This window comes from Pseudomonas sp. BT-42-2 (assembly GCF_025847435.2).
GTDB classification, from domain to species: domain Bacteria; phylum Pseudomonadota; class Gammaproteobacteria; order Pseudomonadales; family Pseudomonadaceae; genus Aquipseudomonas; species Aquipseudomonas urmiensis.
The window spans coordinates 21,495-37,681 of sequence record NZ_JAOYTM010000016.1 but is presented as its reverse complement, the minus strand read 5'-3'; the positions used below and the strand labels follow the sequence as shown (position 1 = coordinate 37,681).

Genomic DNA, 16,187 nt, shown 5'->3' with positions numbered 1-16,187 from the left:
GTGCTGTGAAAAAAGTTGAAAAATACGTTGTCAGTGTCGGCGCTTACGCTACTTCAAAAGGGTCAACCGCCCTAACAAGGTGCTGCGTGAAAAGCCCATGACCTTGCCCAGCGAGTCCAACGCTAGCAGCGGCTCCTCGACCGGGAAACTTCCACTGACCTTACGCTCGCCAAGCTCGCCATCGAGCAGCACGATCCGCCCAGGGTAATAACGGCTGAGATCCTCGATCACCTGCGCCAACGGCACCTGGTAATAATTCAACCAGCCCTGGCGCCAGGCCAGGCGGCTGTTACTGTCCACCGCCAACACCTGCCCGGCCACGCCATCGGCATAGGCCAGTTGTTGATTAGCGGTTAGCTCGCGAGGCTGCTGGCCCTGCCCGGAGGTTACCGCGACCCGCCCGCTACGCACCGTGACCTGCGCCCCCGCGCCCTGCTCACGCACCTCGAACTGGGTGCCAAGCACCCGCACCTGGCCACCGCCGGCATCCACCAGGAATGGCTGGCCGGTATGGGTCACCTCAAAGAACGCAGCACCGCGCAACAACCGCACGCGCCGCTCGCCCTGGGCAAAATCGATGGCTACTGCGCTGCCCGCATCCAGGGTCATGCGCGACTGATCTGCCAGGGTGATCTGCTGCACCTGCCCAGCGCTGATGTAGTCGGCCTGCATATCCTGGAGCCAGAATTGCGGCTGCCAACCGCCCAGGGTGCCCAGTGCCAACACCAGGCACGCGGCAACCGCGAAGGCGCCAGCACGGCGTCGCCAGGGGTTGCGGGCTGGTAGCTGGCGGATGGCATCAAGGTAGCGCTGCAGGCTGTCCTGCTCCTCGCCAGCCAGTTTCGCCGCCGGCGCTTCACTCAGGCGCCACAGTGCCTGAGCCTGGGCATAGGCCTGACGATGGGCGGGGTCGGCCAGCAGCCAACGCTTGAATGCAGCACTCTGTGCCTCGGCCGGATGCTGGTTGATCCGGCTCAGCCAGCTCAGGGCCGCCTGGGCAGACTCGGCGCAGATCGGGTCGGTACGGCTCATCAACGGGCGCTCCCTGGTCTGCGCATGGCGGATGCGGGCTCGGCAATACTCGCCTTGCACGCTTCGAGGGCGCGCATCATATGCTTTTCCACAGCGCTCTGGGACAGTTGCATGGCCGTGGCGATCTCGCCGTAAGTGCAACCGTGGATGCGGTTGAGCAGGAAAATCTGCCGCGTCCGTTCCGGCAGGGCACGCAGCGCGGCCTCGATCCGTTGCAGGTCATGCTCGACTTGCAGCGCTTGCTCCATGGCTTGGCTGGGTGAGTCTTGCTCCACTGCGGGCAGGCCTTCAACGATTCGCCCGCGGCTGCCTTCACTGCGCAGATGATCGATGGCCAGGTTGCCAGCACAGCGCAGCAGGTAGGTGTCCAGCGCCTCGACCTTGACCTCGGGGCGCCGCCAGAAGCGCAGGAACAACTCCTGGACCAGATCAGCCGCAGTGGCACGACAACCTACGCGGCGGCTGACCAACGCCTCCATGCGCGCACGTTGAGCGAGGAACACTTGCACGAAGCGCGCGCGGCCACTGGCGCTGTCGGCTTCAGGCTTGCTGATGTCCAGCGGCTCGCTCAAGCGCTCACACGCCGATCACGGCCAGCAGTGGCCCAAGCACCACGCTTGCTGCGGCAAGGCCCAGCAGCAGACGGGGCTGATAGGGCAAGCCGAACACCCACAGGGTCACGCCAGCCATCAGCACAGCGATCCACTCCACCAGACCCAACGCCCAACCGCGCAGTTGCACGGCAAGCACCAGCGACAGCGCCAACAGCAGCCAGCCGCCGATACGCAGCGCCCGCACCTGTGCGCCGCTGGGCTTGCGCTTGAGCAGCTCGTTGAAGTGTTTTTCCATGCTCAGGCACAGGCCGGCGAACCCGGCAAAACCGATCAAGGCAATGCTCAGCATCCGTTCACCTCGACCACTTCAGCGCTGGCCTTGGCCGTGCGCGGGGCGCGCTTGGCGACCTGTTTGGGCGCGCGCAGCATCTTGTTCGCCACCCAGCCGAGGAACAGGCCGGTGCCTAGCGCAGTCAGGTCAAAGCCTGCCATGGCCCAATCACCGGCAGCGATCGACTGATCCACCCCCTGCCCAGTGGTCAGCGCGTTGAGCAAGGGCAACAAGGCAAATGCCAGCGCGCCCAGCGCCAGTTGCTCACCCCAGGCCTTACGCCCGGGTCGCAGCACGGCATGCACCAGCGACACTGCCCACGCCAGGAAGAAGGCCTTGACCTCCCAGTCGGCGCGGCCCTGCAGGCCAACCGGCAGCAGGCGGTTGGCCCAGAAGAAAGCCGCCACGCCCAGCAGCAGGCCGCTCATGCTGGCAATGTTCAACACTTCGACCAGGCGCAGTTCACCCGGCAGGCTGGCGCTCTTGGCATGCTTGAGCTGGCGCTTGCCCAGCCACATCACCAGGCCAGTGCCAATCACCGCAGTGCCAGCAATGCCGAAGGCAAAATACAGCCAGCGCAGCCAAGGGCCTGCGAAGTTACCCATGTGCAAACCAGCGAAACTGAAGGCGGTCATCATCGCAGCGGATTCCGGAGCGCCCTGGCGCAGCAGCTCGCCGCTGACGCCATCGAAGGTCCAGTTGGCGCTGCGTCTGTAGGCCACATGATCGGCGGCGGCCTGGGTGAAGGTGACCCGGGCACTGCTGTCGCCAGGGTTCTGAATCTGGATGTAGCCCATGCGCGCACCGGGGGCCAGGGTCTGGACCTTGGCATAAAGCTCGGGCAGTGGCGCCATCGGCGCGGCGACGCCAGTCATTGCAGGCGGGTCGTCGCGGCCGAACAGATCGTTGAAATAACCGCCGCTATCGCCGTAGCTGGCAAGGATGCCAGCCGGCATCACCATGTACATGAACAGCACCAGGCTGCTGTAGCTGATCATCAGGTGGAAGGGCAGCACCAACACGCCGATTGCATTGTGCCCATCCAGCCAGGAGCGCTGGCCCTTGCCCGGGCGGAAGGTGAAGAACTCCTTGAAGATCTTCTTGTGGGTGATGATCCCGGTCACCAGCCCAAGCAGCATGATGAAAGCGCACAAGGTCGATAGCCAGCGGCCCCACGGGTAGGGCATTTCGAGCTGGAAGTGGAAACGGTAGAAGAACTCGCCGCCGCGGCTGTCACGCGCCTCGACCGGCTCGCCACTGTGGGCGTCCAGCGCTTTGCTGGTGAAGCCGCGCCGGCCTTGGGCGTTGGGGTCGCGCCAGTTGACGCTCAGTGCCGCCTCGCGCTCATTGGGCAGGCGGATGAACCAGCTGCTGGCGTTGCCGGCGTTGCTCTGCAGGTACTGCTGGGCCAAGCCCAGGCTTGCGACCGGGTCGAGCTGATGGCTGCGGATCTCAGGCTGGGCCCAGTGGCTGATCTCTTCCTTGAAGTACGACAGCGTGCCGGTCAGGAAGATGGCGAACAACAGCCAGCCGAAGATCAGGCCGGTCCAGGTGTGCAACCAGGCCATGGCCTGGCGGAAGCCCTCTTTCATGGGTTTTTCATCCAGTAGGCCAGTCCATTGATCATCCCCAGCAGCAGGCTCGGCAGCAGCACGCCAAGCCAGGCGCGCCAGGCGCTGCGACAGGCAAAGCACCAGATGAAGGCCAGCAGGTAGAACACGAACGACGACAACAGGCCGGTCAGGGCCGCGTCCACTTGCGCCATCGGCGCCAGCAAGGCAATGCAGACACTGGTCATCGACGCCAGCACGTAACCGCCCAGCAACGCAGCCAGGCTGCGTGAAGTCACGGCCAGTCGATAGCTCAGGGGCAACCCGGCGGCTTTGCTTTTCATGACGCGGTCCGAGAAAACGGGGCTGCAATAATAATGATTTCAATTCTCATAAGCAAAGTTCAAGCGACACGTTTTGATAAAATCGGTCGCTCGGCAAGGATTGCCGTAGATCGATCGCCTGAATACAATGCGAACAATTCTTACTTCCAGTTGCGCAATCAGGCGCCGGAGTGTCGACGGTGCCCAGCGCCCTCTCTTCTACGGTCGAAGGCCTTTATCACGCCCACCACAGTTGGTTGACCGGCTGGCTGCGGCGGCGCCTGGGTTGCCCGCAAAACGCTGCGGACCTCGCCCAGGACACTTACATCCGCCTCTTGCAGGCACGCGAAGTACCGCAGCTGGTAGAGCCGCGGGCGTTTCTGACCACGGTGGCCAAGCGCGTGCTGTGCAACCACTTTCGCCGCCAGGAACTGGAGCGCGCCTACCTCGAGGCCTTGGCCCAGGTGCCCGAAGAGTTCGCGCCGTGCGAGGAGCAGAAGGCGATCATCTTCGAGACGTTGCTGGAGCTCGACCGCTTGCTCGACGGCCTGGCGCCCTTGGTCAAGCGGGCGTTCCTGCTGGCTCAGGTCGACGGCCTGAGCCAGGGCGAAATCGCACGCGAGCTGGGCATTTCCCTGGCCACGGTCAAACGCTACCTGCACAAGGCGGCCATGCGCTGTTACTTCGCCCTGTGAACAGCACCTTCTGCGCGCAGGTGGCCGAACAGGCCGTGCACTGGCTGATCGTGTCCCAGGACGAAACGTTCGACGCTGCCCAGCAGCAGGCATTGGAGCGCTGGCTGGCCGCAGACAGCGAGCACCAGCGTGCCTGGAGCCATATCCAACAGGTCAACCAGCGCCTGCGTGGCGTCGCCTCACCGGTGGTGCACGCCACCTTGCAGGCGCCGCCCTCCCCGGCCCGCCGCCGGGCGCTCAAGGCGCTGCTGCTGGTGGGCATGGCCAGCGCCGCCGGCTTGGGTCTGCAGCAGCACACAGCGCTGCCTGGGCTGATGGCCGATTATCGCAGCCCGGTGGGGCAGCGGCGGCGCATGACCCTCGACGACGGCAGCGAGCTGCAGCTCAATACCCGCAGCGCCGCCGATGTGCGCTTCGACAGCCAACAACGGCTGGTGCGCCTGTTCGAAGGTGAATTGCAACTGCAAGTGGCCAAGGATCCACGGCCGTTGCTGCTGCGCAGTGCCGAAGGCGTGCTGCGCCTGGAACAGGGCCGGTTCAACCTGCGCCAGTTCAATGGCTTTAGCCAGGTGTCGGTGTTCGAAGGCAGCGCGAGCGTGGGCGGGCACGCATTACTGGCCGAACAGCAGGCCAGGTTCGCTGGCAGCGGTTGGCAGGCGATCGCCCCGCTACAGCGCAATGTTGGCGCCTGGGTCGACGGCATGCTGGTGGCCTCGCAGATGCGCCTGGCGGATTTTCTCGACGAGCTGGGGCGTTATCGGCAGGGTCAGTTGGGGTGCAGCGAACAGGTCGCGGACCTGCGTATTTCAGGGTCGTACCCGTTGGATGACAGCGAGCGGATTCTGCAGATGCTGGAGGTGGCGCTGCCGGTGCGGGTGAGGCGATTTACCCGGTACTGGGTGACGGTTGAATCCCGGACCAGTTGAGTCACTCGGCTGTCAGCACCGACCTCTTCGCGGGCAAGCCCGCTCCCACAGGTACAGCGCCAACCCTGAGATCAGCGCTATCCCCTGTAGGATCGGCGGTGTGCCGCTGCGACTTGCTCGCGAAAAGGCCAGTACAGACACCGAAATAAAAAGGTTTTGAAAAATATCGAAATCACCTGAGCCATTTAGCAAAGCTCGCGTGACAGAGAAGGCAGAACCCCTTCTCAAGGACCACTCACATGCTGCTTCGCCCCAGCCCTCTCGTTCAGGCGCTCTTGCTCACCACCACCCTTGGCCTCGCTGTGCCCGCCACCCAAGCGGCCGATGCCCGCGCCTACCACATCGCGGCCGGCTCGCTGGAAGATGCGCTCAACCAGTATGGCCGCGAAAGCGGTGCACTGATCTCGTTCGGCTCGCAGTTGACCCAAGGCATGCAAAGCCCAGGGCTGGACGGTCAGTACGAGGTGCGCCAGGGCCTCGATGCCCTGCTGCGCGGCAGCGGCCTGCAAGCCCGCCAGGAGACTGACAACGCCTTCAGCCTGCAACCCATCGCCGCCCCCGCGGCTGGTGCGCCAGTAGAATTGGGCGCCTCGACCGTGGTCGGCGACTGGCTGGCCGAAGCCCGGCAGGACAACGTTTTCGAGCACCCCGGCGCGCGTGACGTGATCCGCCGCGAAGCGTTCGAACGCAGCGGCGCTAGCAGCGCGCGCGAAGTGCTCAACCGCATCCCTGGGGTCAATGCCCCGGAAAACAACGGCACCGGCAGCCATGACCTGGCGCTGAACTTCGGCATCCGTGGCCTCAACCCACGCCTGGCCTCGCGCTCGACCGTGCTGATGGACGGCATCCCGGTGCCGTTCGCGCCCTATGGCCAGCCGCAGCTGTCGCTGGCCCCGCTGAGCCTGGGCAACATGGACGCGGTAGACGTGGTGCGCGGCGGCGGAGCGGTGCGCTACGGGCCGCAGAACGTCGGCGGCATCGTCAACTTCGTGACCCGCGCCATTCCTGAACAGGCGACCTTCAAGGCCGCCATGCAAAACCAGATCAGCCCTTCCTCCAGCCACGATGGCTTCAAGAACAGCGCCAACCTGCTGGTTGGTGGCACCAACGACAACGGCCTGGGCGGTGCTTTGCTGTACTCCGGCACCCGTGGCGGCGACTGGCGCGAACACAGCGACACGCAGATCGACGACCTGATTCTCAAGGGCAAGCTGCAGCTCGACGAGGCCAACAGCCTGCACGCCATGGCCCAGTACTACGAGGGCGAGGCGCAAATGCCTGGCGGCCTGAGCAAGGCCGACTTCGATGCCGACCCGTATCAGTCGACCCGCTTGAAAGACAAGTTCTGGGGCCGTCGCACGCTGGTCAACGTCGGTTATGACTACAAGCAGGATGACCGCCAGTTCAGCGTCAACAGCTTCTTCACCAAGACCCTGCGCAGCGGTTATCTGGACCAAGGCAGTTTCGTCTCGCTGTCGCCGCGCGAGTACTGGGTGCGTGGTATCGAAACGCGTTTCTCGCAAGGCCTGGCGCTGGGCGACAGCTGGCACGAACTGGGTGTTGGCTACCGTTACATCAACGAGGCCGGCCACGAACTGCGCTTCCGCGAGCCGGTCAATGGCGAGCTGCCAACCACTGCCAGTCGCAACGACCGCGACACCCGCGGCAGTACCGAAGCGCATGCCATCTACCTCGATGACCGCATCGACATCGGCCGCTGGACCATTACCCCGGGCGTGCGCTACGAGATGATCGATTCCGAGCAGAGCAACAAGCTCAACGGCCAGCGCTACCAGGGCAGCTACAACACCGCCCTGCCGGCGCTTAACGTGATGTACCACTTGAGCGACAGCTGGAACCTCTACGCCAACACCGAAGGCTCGTTCGGCAGCGTGCAATACAGCCAGATGCCCAACCGGGTCAGCAGCGGTGAGGTCAAACCGGAGAAAGCGCGTACCTGGGAAGTCGGCACCCGTTACGACAACGGCGATTTGCAGGCAGAAATCGGCGCGTTCCTGATCAACTTCGACAACCAGTACGAAAGCAACCAGACCAACGACTCGGTGATCGCCCGCGGCGAAACCCGTCACCAGGGCATCGAGACCAGCGTGCGTTATGCCCTGGATGGCTTGAGCCCTGCCCTGGCCGGCTTCGATGTGCATGCCAGCTACGCCTTCGTCGATGCCACTATCCGCGAAGATGGGCCGAACAAAGGTAACCAGGTGCCGTTCTCGTCCCGCCACAAGGGCACCCTGGGCGTGGGCTACACCGAAGGTCCGTGGCAGTTGGACCTGGACAGCAGCTTCCAGAGCAGCCAGTACGCCGACAACGCCAACACCGGCGAAGAGAGTGCGGATGGCAGCACCGGGCGGATTCCTGGCTACCTGCTGGTCAGCACCCGCGCGGCCTACGATTTCGGCCCGCAGTTGTCCAACCTCAAGGTCGCGGTGGGGGTGAAGAACCTGTTCAATCGTGAGTACTACACCCGCTCGTTCGATGACAACAACAAGGGCAAGTACATCGGCGAACCTCGAACTTTATACCTGCAAACATCCGTTGCGTTCTGAACGGCCCTAGATGATTTCGAATTTATTGCAACAGGAAATTTTTCTTTCTCGGGGGGTTGAATTCGCCGCGCGGATGCCTGACCTTAGAGTCAAGAGGCGAAAAAATTCCACAGGCCTCAGTGGCCTAGGCACGTCTCTTTGCGAGCAAGCTGAATAAGGATTGAAGTCATGCAAATCCAGGTCAACAGCAGCAACCATATCGAAGGCAACATCCGGCTTAACGAGTGGGTCCGCAGTACGCTTGAAAGCACCCTCGAACGCTACGAGGACGACCTCACCCGCATCGAGGTCCACCTGCGCGACGAAAACGGCGCCAAGCCCGGACCGCATGACAAACGCTGCCAGATGGAGGCTCGCCCCAAAGGCCACCAACCGATTTCCGTGACCCATACCGCCACCTCGCTGGACCAGGCAGTCGATGGCGCCGCCAGCAAGCTGAACAACGCCCTGGAACACTTCTACGGCAAACTGCGTAGCAAACGCGTGATCCTTGAAGTGAATGATCCCGAGGAATGATCGAGGTTGCTTGAACACAAACGCCCGGTGCACTGCACCGGGCGTTTTGCTTTCTGCCTTGACCCGATCAGCGGCCCTGAACCATCCGGCCTGCCCGTCGGTCAACCCCTGCATTGCCACTTACAGATGCGCGACCATGAACAATCCATTCGATCAAATCAGCGACGCCTTCGCCCCACGCTATCGGGTCAACCTGAGCATCGAACGCCTGGATGGCAGCATCATGCTGACCTTGTCCGATGACAGCGGCATCGTCGCCAAGCGCCTGATCAGCCAAGCCCAGCGCAACGACCCCGTGCGCTTGCAGCGGGTGATCGACAGCATCCGCCTGGGCCTTGCCATCGAACAGGGCGAGAACCCGCTTGAGGTGCTCGCGGCCCTCACCCGCGACCCAGGCCAGCAGCATTTCAGCACCAGCCACATCGCCAACTGAGCATTAGCGACCCTCGTCGACTTCCTTGCCGCTGGCGTCCAGCACCCGGCTCGACGGGTAGCGGTAGGAGGCATAGCGCACCACCAGGATCGCGAAGGCCAGCAGCAGGATGCCGCCGCACAGGTACAACAGGCCAACATCCGGCGCCTTGTGGTGCGACACATCGCCGATCAGCAAGCGGGTCAATGCCGTAATCGCCACGTACAGCAAAAAGCGAATGGGCATGTGGTTGGTCTTGAAGTAGATCCCTACCATCGCCCCCAGCTCCAGGTAGATGAACAGCAGCAGGATGTCATCGACGCTGACCCCACCTTTGCTGAGCATGTCCAGGAAGGTCATCACAGCGGCCCAGGCCGTGATCCCGCCGATACCGAACAACGCCAGGTAGTGGAACGACTCGACGCACAGGTTGCCCAGCGAGTCGGCCGAGCCATGCAAGCCCTTGCGCAGTTTTTCTGCCCATTTGATGTTCACGATGTTCGATTCCCCGATACGAGCTGAAGGATGATGCGCCACGCCTGTGACGCTTGTGCCATGCAGTTAAAGGGCCAGGCCCTTGGCTTGGAAGGCGACCGATTGCCGCAAGGCACCTATGGGCTACGCTTTTCCCGGATATAAATGGCCACTATTGGCTTGCATTGGGGTGGCCAGAGCGATTACTGTATATAGATACAGTAATTGATCAATCCAACCAGCTAAAAGGCACAGAGGTGATGAATGGCCGTCGAAGTGGTGTACCGCAGCAGCCGCGACCCGGAGCGTTTGTTCATGGATAAAGCCGAAGCCGATCGTCACGACAAGATGCTCGAACTCGCCGAGCGCCTGGCTGAGGTGCTGCAAAAGGCGGTGCCTTCGTTGACTGAACAGCAGGTCGAGGAAGCCGGTATCTACATGGCCAAGAACCGCGATGTGTTTGCCCGGGCGTTCAAGAGCCAGCCGGATGCGTTGGCTGAGTTGCTTGAGGGTGGTGGCGAGGAATAAGTTTTGGGGGCCTGTTCTGGCCTCTTCGCGGGCAAGCCCGCTCCCACAGGTACAGCGCTTAACCTGAGAACAGCGCAATCCCTGTGGGAGCGGGCTTGCCCGCGAAGAGGCCCGGACCACATCAAACCCGGATCATCCGTAAAGCAACCGCTCCGCCAACATCTGCGCCACCCGCGCCGGCGAGCGCTTTTCCGCCTGGGCATGCGCAAACACTTCCGTCAGCCGCGTAGGAATGCGCGCCAGATGTGCAGTGATAGTGCCCAGGTCTACTCCTCGATGGGTCAGCGCCACATAGATCAAGCCACCGGCATTGATCACATAATCAGGCGCATACAGAATTCCGCGTTTTTCCAACTGATCGGCCACTTGCAAGGTGGTCAACTGGTTGTTCGCCGCCCCCGCCACCGCTGCGCAACGCAGCTGCATCACGCTTTGGCCATTGAGCACCGGGCCAACACCACAAGGGGCGAAAATATCGCAGGGCGTGCTGATCAAGGCGTCATTGATCACCGGATGGGCATTGAATTGCTCCACCGCCAGGCGCACTTTGCCAGGGTCCAAATCACTGACCAGTAATTCCGCACCCGCCGCATGCAACTGCTCGGCCAGTGCATAACCGACATTGCCCAACCCTTGTACCGCAACCCGCAAACCTTCGAGATTGTCGCTGCCCAGACGCGCCATCGACGTCGCGCGAATCCCGGCAAATACGCCCATGGCGGCATGCGGTGAGGGATCGCCGGAGGCAGTGGTGCTGGTGACATGCGGGGTGGTTTGGGCAATGCAGTCCATGTCCAGGGTCGAGGTACCACTGTCGACGGCGGTAATGAAACGCCCTTGCAAGCTGTCGACAAATCGCCCGAATGCCTCAAACAGCGCCGCGCGGTTTTCCACATGCGGATTACGCACGATGACTGCTTTACCGCCCCCCACCGGTAGCCCCGCCAACGCCGCTTTGTAGCTCATGCCTTGGGCCAGGCGAATAGCGTCGGTCATGGCGCTTTCGTCATCGGCGTAGGGCAAGTAGCGGCAGCCGCCCAAAGCCGGGCCCAGCTGCTCGCTGTGGATGACCACCACCGCCTTGAGGCCGGTAGGTGGGTCAATGAACAGGTGCAGAGACTGAGTGCGGGTGCTTTGCATGAGCGCGAACATCAACGGGCTCCCCGAAGAGGTGCTCCACACAGTATAGGCAGCCCGCAAGCCCATGTATCGCAGCCGGACCACTGGACGAAACCGCGCGCCAGAGCTAATAGTTAAGCGTGTTGGGAGATTTTCATGAAGCCACGCCAAGCCTGCCTGGCCTGCCTGGAACGCGAGCCGGTCGCCCTGCTGGAAGCCTCGTTATGGATTGCCGCCGAGCACGACCGCAGCGTCGAGCCCGCGGACAGCCTTGCCCGGCTCAATGACCTGCAACGGGAGATCAATGCCAGTCTGCCGATGCTGCCAGTCAGCGAACTGGCGCAACCGCTGCTGCGCCAGCTCACTGCCTTGGGCTTTGCCCAGGACGAATACCACCCGCTGCGACCGCATGCGGCATTAATGGACAAGGTCTTGCTGCGCCGCCGTGGCCAACCGCTGGTGCTGGCGATCCTGGCCCTGGAGCTGGCCAGGCGTTTGTCGATCCCACTGGAGGGGGTGAACTTCCCCGGTCATTTCCTGCTGCGAGTACCCGGCGCCGACCACTTGCTCGACCCGTGTGGCGGAAGGCGTCTGTATCCGGCTGAATGCCGCCAGCTGCTGGCCCGTCAGTTCGGCCCGCAAGTCGCGCTGAGCGCCGACCACATGCAAGTGGCCAGCCCCAGGCAGATGCTGCAACGGCTGTCGCGTAACCTGCGCCAGTTGCACATCAGCAACGACAACGACCTGGCGGCACTGATCGATGCCGAGCGGGTGATGCAGTTGGGGCCGGTGCTAGTCAGCGACTACCTGGCGCGGGCAACGCTGTATCAGCGCCTGGATTGCCCGCAGGCCGAACGCTTCGACCTGGAGCATGCCCTGCTGCTGACCGACGACCCCGTGCAGCGGGTAAAACTGAGCGAGCGGCTGGGCCATCTACCCGCCAGCAACCCGTCGATTCACTGAGCCGGGGTGTCTGGCTGCTGGGCGGGATGCGCCTGGACGAAGGCCGGATGCTGCTGGGCCAGCGCCGCTACCCGGCGAATTCGCGGGTATCCAGTGAGCTCGACATTGAACCGCTCGGCCGCGTACAGCTGCGGTATCAGGTAGAGATCGGCCAACCCCGGCGTCTGGCCGAAGCAGAAGCCGTTATCTCCGATCAACTGTTCCACAGCCGCCAAACCCTGGCCAATCCAGTGGCCAATCCACTGATTGACCTGCCCTTCGTCATGGCCCAACTGACGCAGCTGGTTGAGCACACTGACGTTGTGCAGCGGGTGAATATCGCAGCCAATCAACGCCGCCACCCCGCGCACCTTGGCCCGCGCTTCAGGCGCGGCGGGCAACAGCGCCGGCTGCGGATAGACCTCTTCCAGGTACTCGATGATCGCTGGTGACTGGACCAGCACCTCACCACTGTCAGTACGTAGCGCCGGCACTCGCCCTTGAGGATTCACCGCCAGATAATCATCCGCGCGGTGCTCGCCCTTGAGCAGGTTGACCGGCAGGGCCTGGTAATCCAGACCCTTGAGTGCCAGGGCGATGCGCACCCGGTAGGAAGAGGTGGAACGGAAGTAAGTGAACAGCTCCATCACCCTACCCTCTTAGTTGGCCGCGACGACCTTGCCGCGGCATTCGCCGAAGCCGATGCTGGCCACGCCATCCTTGCTGCAGCGCGCACGCAGGATGATCTCGTCACCATCTTCGAGGAACTTGCGCACCTCGCCGCTGGCCAATTCGATTGGCTGCTTGCCGCCTTCGGTGATCTCCAGCAGGCTGCCGAACGAGCCTGGCTGGGCACCGGACAGGGTGCCCGAGCCGAACAGGTCACCCGGCTGCAACTGGCAGCCGTTGACGCTGTGGTGCGCGACCATCTGCGCCACGGTCCAGTACATGCTGCGGGTGTTGCTCAGGGTCAGGCGATGCGCCGGCAAGCCTTGCTCGCGCATGCGTTCGGTGATCAGCAGCACTTCCAGTTCGATGTCGAAGGCGCCATTGGCCTGGTCGCGTTTATCCAGCAGGTACGACAGCGGCTGCGGATCGCCTTCAGGGCGTGCCGGCTGGGCGCAGCGGAACGGCTCCAAGGCTTCGGCAGTAACCACCCAAGGCGACAGGCTGGTGATGAAGCTCTTGGACAGGAATGGTCCCAGCGGCTGGTATTCCCAGGCCTGGATATCGCGCGCCGACCAGTCGTTGAGCAGGCAGTAGCCCGCCACGTGCTCGGCGGCATCGCCGATGGCGATCGCCTCGCCCATCGGGTTGCCCTGGCCGATCCAGATGCCCAGTTCCAGCTCGTAGTCCAGGCGTGCACAAGGACCGAACACTGGCTCAGTCTGGCCGGCTGGCAGGGTCTGGCCCTTGGGCCGGCGCACCTCGGTACCCGAGGGGCGCAGGGTCGATGCGCGGCCGTGATAACCGATGGGGACGTACTTGTAGTTAGGCAACAGTGGGTTGTCGGGGCGGAACAGCTTGCCGACGTTCTTGGCGTGCTCGATGCCGACGTAGAAATCGGTGTAGTCGCCGACCTTGGCCGGCAGGTGCAGCTGGCACTCGCTAGCTGGATACAGCGCCGACGTGAGCGCAGCCTGGTGTTCGCTGTGCTCGCCGAGCAGCGCCAGCAGACGCTCACGCAAGGCTACCCGGGCGCTACGGCCGAGGGCGAAGTAGGCATTCAGCGCCCCCCCCTGGGTCGCCTGTGCCGCTTGCTTGGCCGGACCCTCGAACAGTCCGGCAGCGAGCACCGCGTCCAGGTCGAGAATCGCCTCACCAATGGCCACGCCGCAGCGCAAGGCTTCACCCGGGCGGCTGAAGATGCCCAGCGGCAGGTTTTGCAGAGGGAAATCGCGATGGCCGTTGGCGTGCTCGACCCAGCTACGGGCGATGGCGGTCTGGTTCATGGGTTATCTCCGGTTCGGGTTGAAGGTGCTCGGCAAGGTGGCCCAGCAACTATCGTAGTCGGCCTGCAATTGCGGGCATTCAAGGGCTTGCTGGCTCGGGCGCAGCACTTGGCTGGTCTCGAACATGAAGGCCATGGTGTTGTCGATTTTCTGCGGCGCAAACTCGGCGCTGATGGCTTTGCTGCAGGTCTCGGCGTCCGGGCCGTGGGCGCTCATCACCCCATGCAGCGAGGCGCCGCCGGGCAGGAAGCCTTCGGCCTTGGCATCGTAGGCACCCTGGATCAGGCCCATGAACTCGTTCATCAGGTTGCGGTGGAACCAAGGTGGACGGAAGGTGTTCTCGGCCACCATCCAGCGCGGTGGGAAAATCACGAAGTCCATGTTGGCTAGACCGTGAACGCTGGTCGGCGAGGTCAATACCGTGAAGATCGAAGGGTCTGGATGATCGAAGCTGACCGTGCCGATGGTGTTGAAACGGCGCAGGTCGTACTTGTACGGCACGTTGCTGCCATGCCAGGCGACCACGTCCAGCGGCGAGTGCTGCAGCTCGCAGGCCCAGTGTTCGCCGAGGAACTTCTGTACCAGCTGCACCGGGCCGCTGGTCTCTTCGTAGTGTGCCACCGGGCTGAGGAAGTCACGCGGGTTGGCCAGGCCGTTGCTGCCAATCGGGCCGAGGTCGGGCAGGCGTAGCGGTGCGCCGTGGTTCTCGGCGATGTAGCCACGCGCTTGGCCATCGAGCAGTTCGACGCGAAACTTCATGCCCCGCGGGATTACCGCGATTTCCAGCGGTTCGATTTCCATCACGCCCAATTCAGTGGCGATACGCAGGCGGCCCTGCTCGGGCACCAGCAGCAGCTCGCCATCGGCGTTGAAGAACACCCGCTCCATCGAACGATTGGCGCGGTAGATGTAGATGCTCACGCCCGCAGGTTTATCGGTCGCCGAGTTAGCCACCATCGGCAGCCAGCCCTCGATGAAATCGGTCGGCTCGCCGGGAATCGGCTGCGGGCTCCAGCGCAGGCGGTTAGGCGTGATCGCGCCAAGTGAGCCTGCCAGCGGCTGGCGTTCCAGGCGCTCGAAGCGCGGGTGCAGCGCCGATGGACGAATGCGGTACAGCCAGGTGCGGCGCAGCTCGCTGCGGGTCATGGTGAACGCGGTGCCCGACAACAGCTCGGCGTACAGGCCATAGGGCGCTTTTTGCGGCGAGTTCTGCCCGACCGGCAAAGCGCCAGGCAGCGCCTCGCTGGCGAATTCGTTGCCGAAGCCGCTCAGGTAGTCGATTGCGGGGGACGTGTCGCGAGTCATCGATGCCTCCGGGCTCGAAGCGAGCCATGCTGGCAGCTGCTGCCAGCTCAATTGCCCATGCGGCAAGCACCGGTAGCGCGTCTGCATTGTTTTTATCGTAATCAGATTACGAATAACGTAATTTGATTGGATCAAGGCGTCAAGCTATAAAGACGCCCTCAGTCTTCCCCGGATGCCCAGCCCCATGACCACCGCCCGCAACCCTGCCGACACCGGCAAGCAGAAGGTCCGCTCGGCGGAAGTCGGTACCGACATTCTCAAGGCGCTCGCCGAACTGTCGCCCTCGACCTCGCTGTCGCGCCTGGCCGAACACGTGCAGATGCCTGCCAGCAAGGTCCATCGCTACTTGCAGGCGCTGATCTCCAGCGGCTTTGCCGAGCAGGACCCAAGCACCAACCACTATGGGCTGGGACGTGAAGCACTACGCGTGGGGATGGCGGCGCTGGGCAGCATCGATGTGCTCAAGGTGGCCGCACTGCCGCTGTCGCAATTGCGCGACGAGCTCAATGAGAGCTGCTTCATCGCGGTGTGGGGTAATCAGGGGGCAACGGTGGTCAGTATCGAGCCGGCGGTGCGCGCGGTAACCGTGGTGACCCAGATCGGCTCGGTGCTGCCGCTGCTCAGTTCATCGACCGGGCTGGTATTCGCCGCTCATCTGCCGGCGCGCGAGACGCAGGATTTGCTGGAGCGGGAACTGGCGATGCTCAAGCAGAGCGCCAGTGATTATGCCCCCCTGCTGGAGGGGATACGCGAGCGTGGCCTGCACCATGTGCACGGCTTGCTGATGCCGGGGGTGGATGCCCTGTCAGCGCCGGTGTTCAACGCCATGGGCCAGATCGCTGCGGTGATGACTGTGGTCGGCCCGACTTCGATCTTCCACGCCGATGAGCAGGGCCCTGCGGCACAGCGCCTGCTGGCTGCCGTGGAGGCAGTCAGCAGGCGGATGGGTTATCAGCGCTAG

18 protein-coding genes are annotated in these 16,187 nt (G+C 63.3%); 8 read left to right on the top strand and 10 right to left on the bottom strand.

The features are described from left to right. Positions 1-48: 48 nt before the first annotated feature. The 5 genes from OIU19_RS19670 to OIU19_RS19650 are packed head-to-tail and all read right to left on the bottom strand — an operon-like array spanning position 49 to position 3,811. Positions 49-1,032: a FecR family protein gene (locus OIU19_RS19670; protein ID WP_264236429.1), complete on the bottom strand. Its 984-nt coding sequence runs from the start codon at positions 1,030-1,032 to the stop codon at positions 49-51. After that, complete coding sequence (locus OIU19_RS19665) at positions 1,032-1,604, bottom strand: RNA polymerase sigma factor (RefSeq protein ID WP_264236428.1); 573 nt, start codon at positions 1,602-1,604, stop codon at positions 1,032-1,034. Before OIU19_RS19665 ends, OIU19_RS19670 begins: the two co-directional genes overlap by 1 nt. A 4-nt stretch (positions 1,605-1,608) precedes the next feature. After that, complete coding sequence (locus OIU19_RS19660; protein ID WP_264236427.1) at positions 1,609-1,935, bottom strand: DUF3325 domain-containing protein; 327 nt, start codon at positions 1,933-1,935, stop codon at positions 1,609-1,611. Further along, positions 1,929-3,509, bottom strand: a complete 1,581-nt coding sequence (locus OIU19_RS19655) for a PepSY domain-containing protein (protein WP_264236426.1) — start codon at positions 3,507-3,509, stop codon at positions 1,929-1,931. Before OIU19_RS19655 ends, OIU19_RS19660 begins: the two co-directional genes overlap by 7 nt. After that, entirely contained in the window at positions 3,506-3,811 is a 306-nt protein-coding gene (locus OIU19_RS19650) for a DUF3649 domain-containing protein (RefSeq protein WP_264236425.1), read from the bottom strand. The genes OIU19_RS19655 and OIU19_RS19650 overlap by 4 nt, the downstream gene beginning before the upstream one ends. 179 nt (positions 3,812-3,990) lie before the next feature. On the opposite strand from OIU19_RS19650, the gene OIU19_RS19645 reads away from it, so the two are divergent. The 5 genes from OIU19_RS19645 (at position 3,991) to OIU19_RS19625 (ending at position 8,927) form a co-directional block, all read left to right on the top strand. Further along, positions 3,991-4,485 (top strand): sigma-70 family RNA polymerase sigma factor, encoded by a 495-nt coding sequence (locus OIU19_RS19645; protein WP_264236424.1) that lies wholly within the window; start codon positions 3,991-3,993, stop codon positions 4,483-4,485. Next, entirely contained in the window at positions 4,482-5,411 is a 930-nt protein-coding gene (locus tag OIU19_RS19640; RefSeq protein WP_264236423.1) for a FecR domain-containing protein, read from the top strand. The genes OIU19_RS19645 and OIU19_RS19640 overlap by 4 nt, the downstream gene beginning before the upstream one ends. A 239-nt stretch (positions 5,412-5,650) precedes the next feature. Continuing rightward, positions 5,651-7,978 carry a TonB-dependent Fe(3+) dicitrate receptor FecA gene (fecA, locus tag OIU19_RS19635; protein WP_264236422.1) on the top strand — a complete coding sequence of 776 codons (2,328 nt, stop codon included), beginning with the start codon at positions 5,651-5,653 and terminating at the stop codon, positions 7,976-7,978. Between the two features lie 168 nt (positions 7,979-8,146). Beyond that, positions 8,147-8,494 carry an HPF/RaiA family ribosome-associated protein gene (locus OIU19_RS19630; RefSeq protein ID WP_264236421.1) on the top strand — a complete coding sequence of 116 codons (348 nt, stop codon included), beginning with the start codon at positions 8,147-8,149 and terminating at the stop codon, positions 8,492-8,494. 136 nt (positions 8,495-8,630) lie between these two features. Further along, positions 8,631-8,927: a DUF3509 domain-containing protein gene (locus OIU19_RS19625; protein ID WP_264236420.1), complete on the top strand. Its 297-nt coding sequence runs from the start codon at positions 8,631-8,633 to the stop codon at positions 8,925-8,927. 3 nt (positions 8,928-8,930) lie between these two features. Here the strand turns inward: OIU19_RS19625 and OIU19_RS19620 are convergent, their stop codons facing one another. After that, positions 8,931-9,401 (bottom strand): phosphate-starvation-inducible protein PsiE, encoded by a 471-nt coding sequence (locus tag OIU19_RS19620; RefSeq protein ID WP_186553783.1) that lies wholly within the window; start codon positions 9,399-9,401, stop codon positions 8,931-8,933. 243 nt (positions 9,402-9,644) lie between these two features. Here OIU19_RS19620 and OIU19_RS19615 point away from each other — a divergent pair, with 243 nt between their 5' ends. Beyond that, positions 9,645-9,908 (top strand): YebG family protein, encoded by a 264-nt coding sequence (locus OIU19_RS19615; RefSeq protein ID WP_264236419.1) that lies wholly within the window; start codon positions 9,645-9,647, stop codon positions 9,906-9,908. 132 nt (positions 9,909-10,040) lie between these two features. Here the strand turns inward: OIU19_RS19615 and OIU19_RS19610 are convergent, their stop codons facing one another. Then, positions 10,041-11,060: a Glu/Leu/Phe/Val dehydrogenase dimerization domain-containing protein gene (locus tag OIU19_RS19610; protein ID WP_264236418.1), complete on the bottom strand. Its 1,020-nt coding sequence runs from the start codon at positions 11,058-11,060 to the stop codon at positions 10,041-10,043. Between the two features lie 123 nt (positions 11,061-11,183). On the opposite strand from OIU19_RS19610, the gene OIU19_RS19605 reads away from it, so the two are divergent. Continuing rightward, positions 11,184-11,990 carry a SirB1 family protein gene (locus OIU19_RS19605; protein ID WP_264236417.1) on the top strand — a complete coding sequence of 269 codons (807 nt, stop codon included), beginning with the start codon at positions 11,184-11,186 and terminating at the stop codon, positions 11,988-11,990. Here the strand turns inward: OIU19_RS19605 and maiA are convergent. Genes maiA through hmgA form a run of 3 tightly spaced genes read right to left on the bottom strand, consistent with a single transcriptional unit; the run spans position 11,984 to position 15,226 of the window. Continuing rightward, complete coding sequence (gene maiA, locus OIU19_RS19600) at positions 11,984-12,616, bottom strand: maleylacetoacetate isomerase (protein ID WP_264236416.1); 633 nt, start codon at positions 12,614-12,616, stop codon at positions 11,984-11,986. The genes OIU19_RS19605 and maiA overlap by 7 nt on opposite strands. A 12-nt stretch (positions 12,617-12,628) precedes the next feature. Beyond that, entirely contained in the window at positions 12,629-13,921 is a 1,293-nt protein-coding gene (gene fahA, locus OIU19_RS19595) for a fumarylacetoacetase (protein WP_264236415.1), read from the bottom strand. A gap of 3 nt (positions 13,922-13,924) precedes the next feature. Beyond that, positions 13,925-15,226 (bottom strand): homogentisate 1,2-dioxygenase, encoded by a 1,302-nt coding sequence (hmgA, locus tag OIU19_RS19590; RefSeq protein ID WP_264236413.1) that lies wholly within the window; start codon positions 15,224-15,226, stop codon positions 13,925-13,927. A gap of 184 nt (positions 15,227-15,410) precedes the next feature. Between hmgA and OIU19_RS19585 the strand changes: the two genes are divergently transcribed. Then, positions 15,411-16,187, top strand: a complete 777-nt coding sequence (locus tag OIU19_RS19585; protein WP_264236412.1) for an IclR family transcriptional regulator — start codon at positions 15,411-15,413, stop codon at positions 16,185-16,187.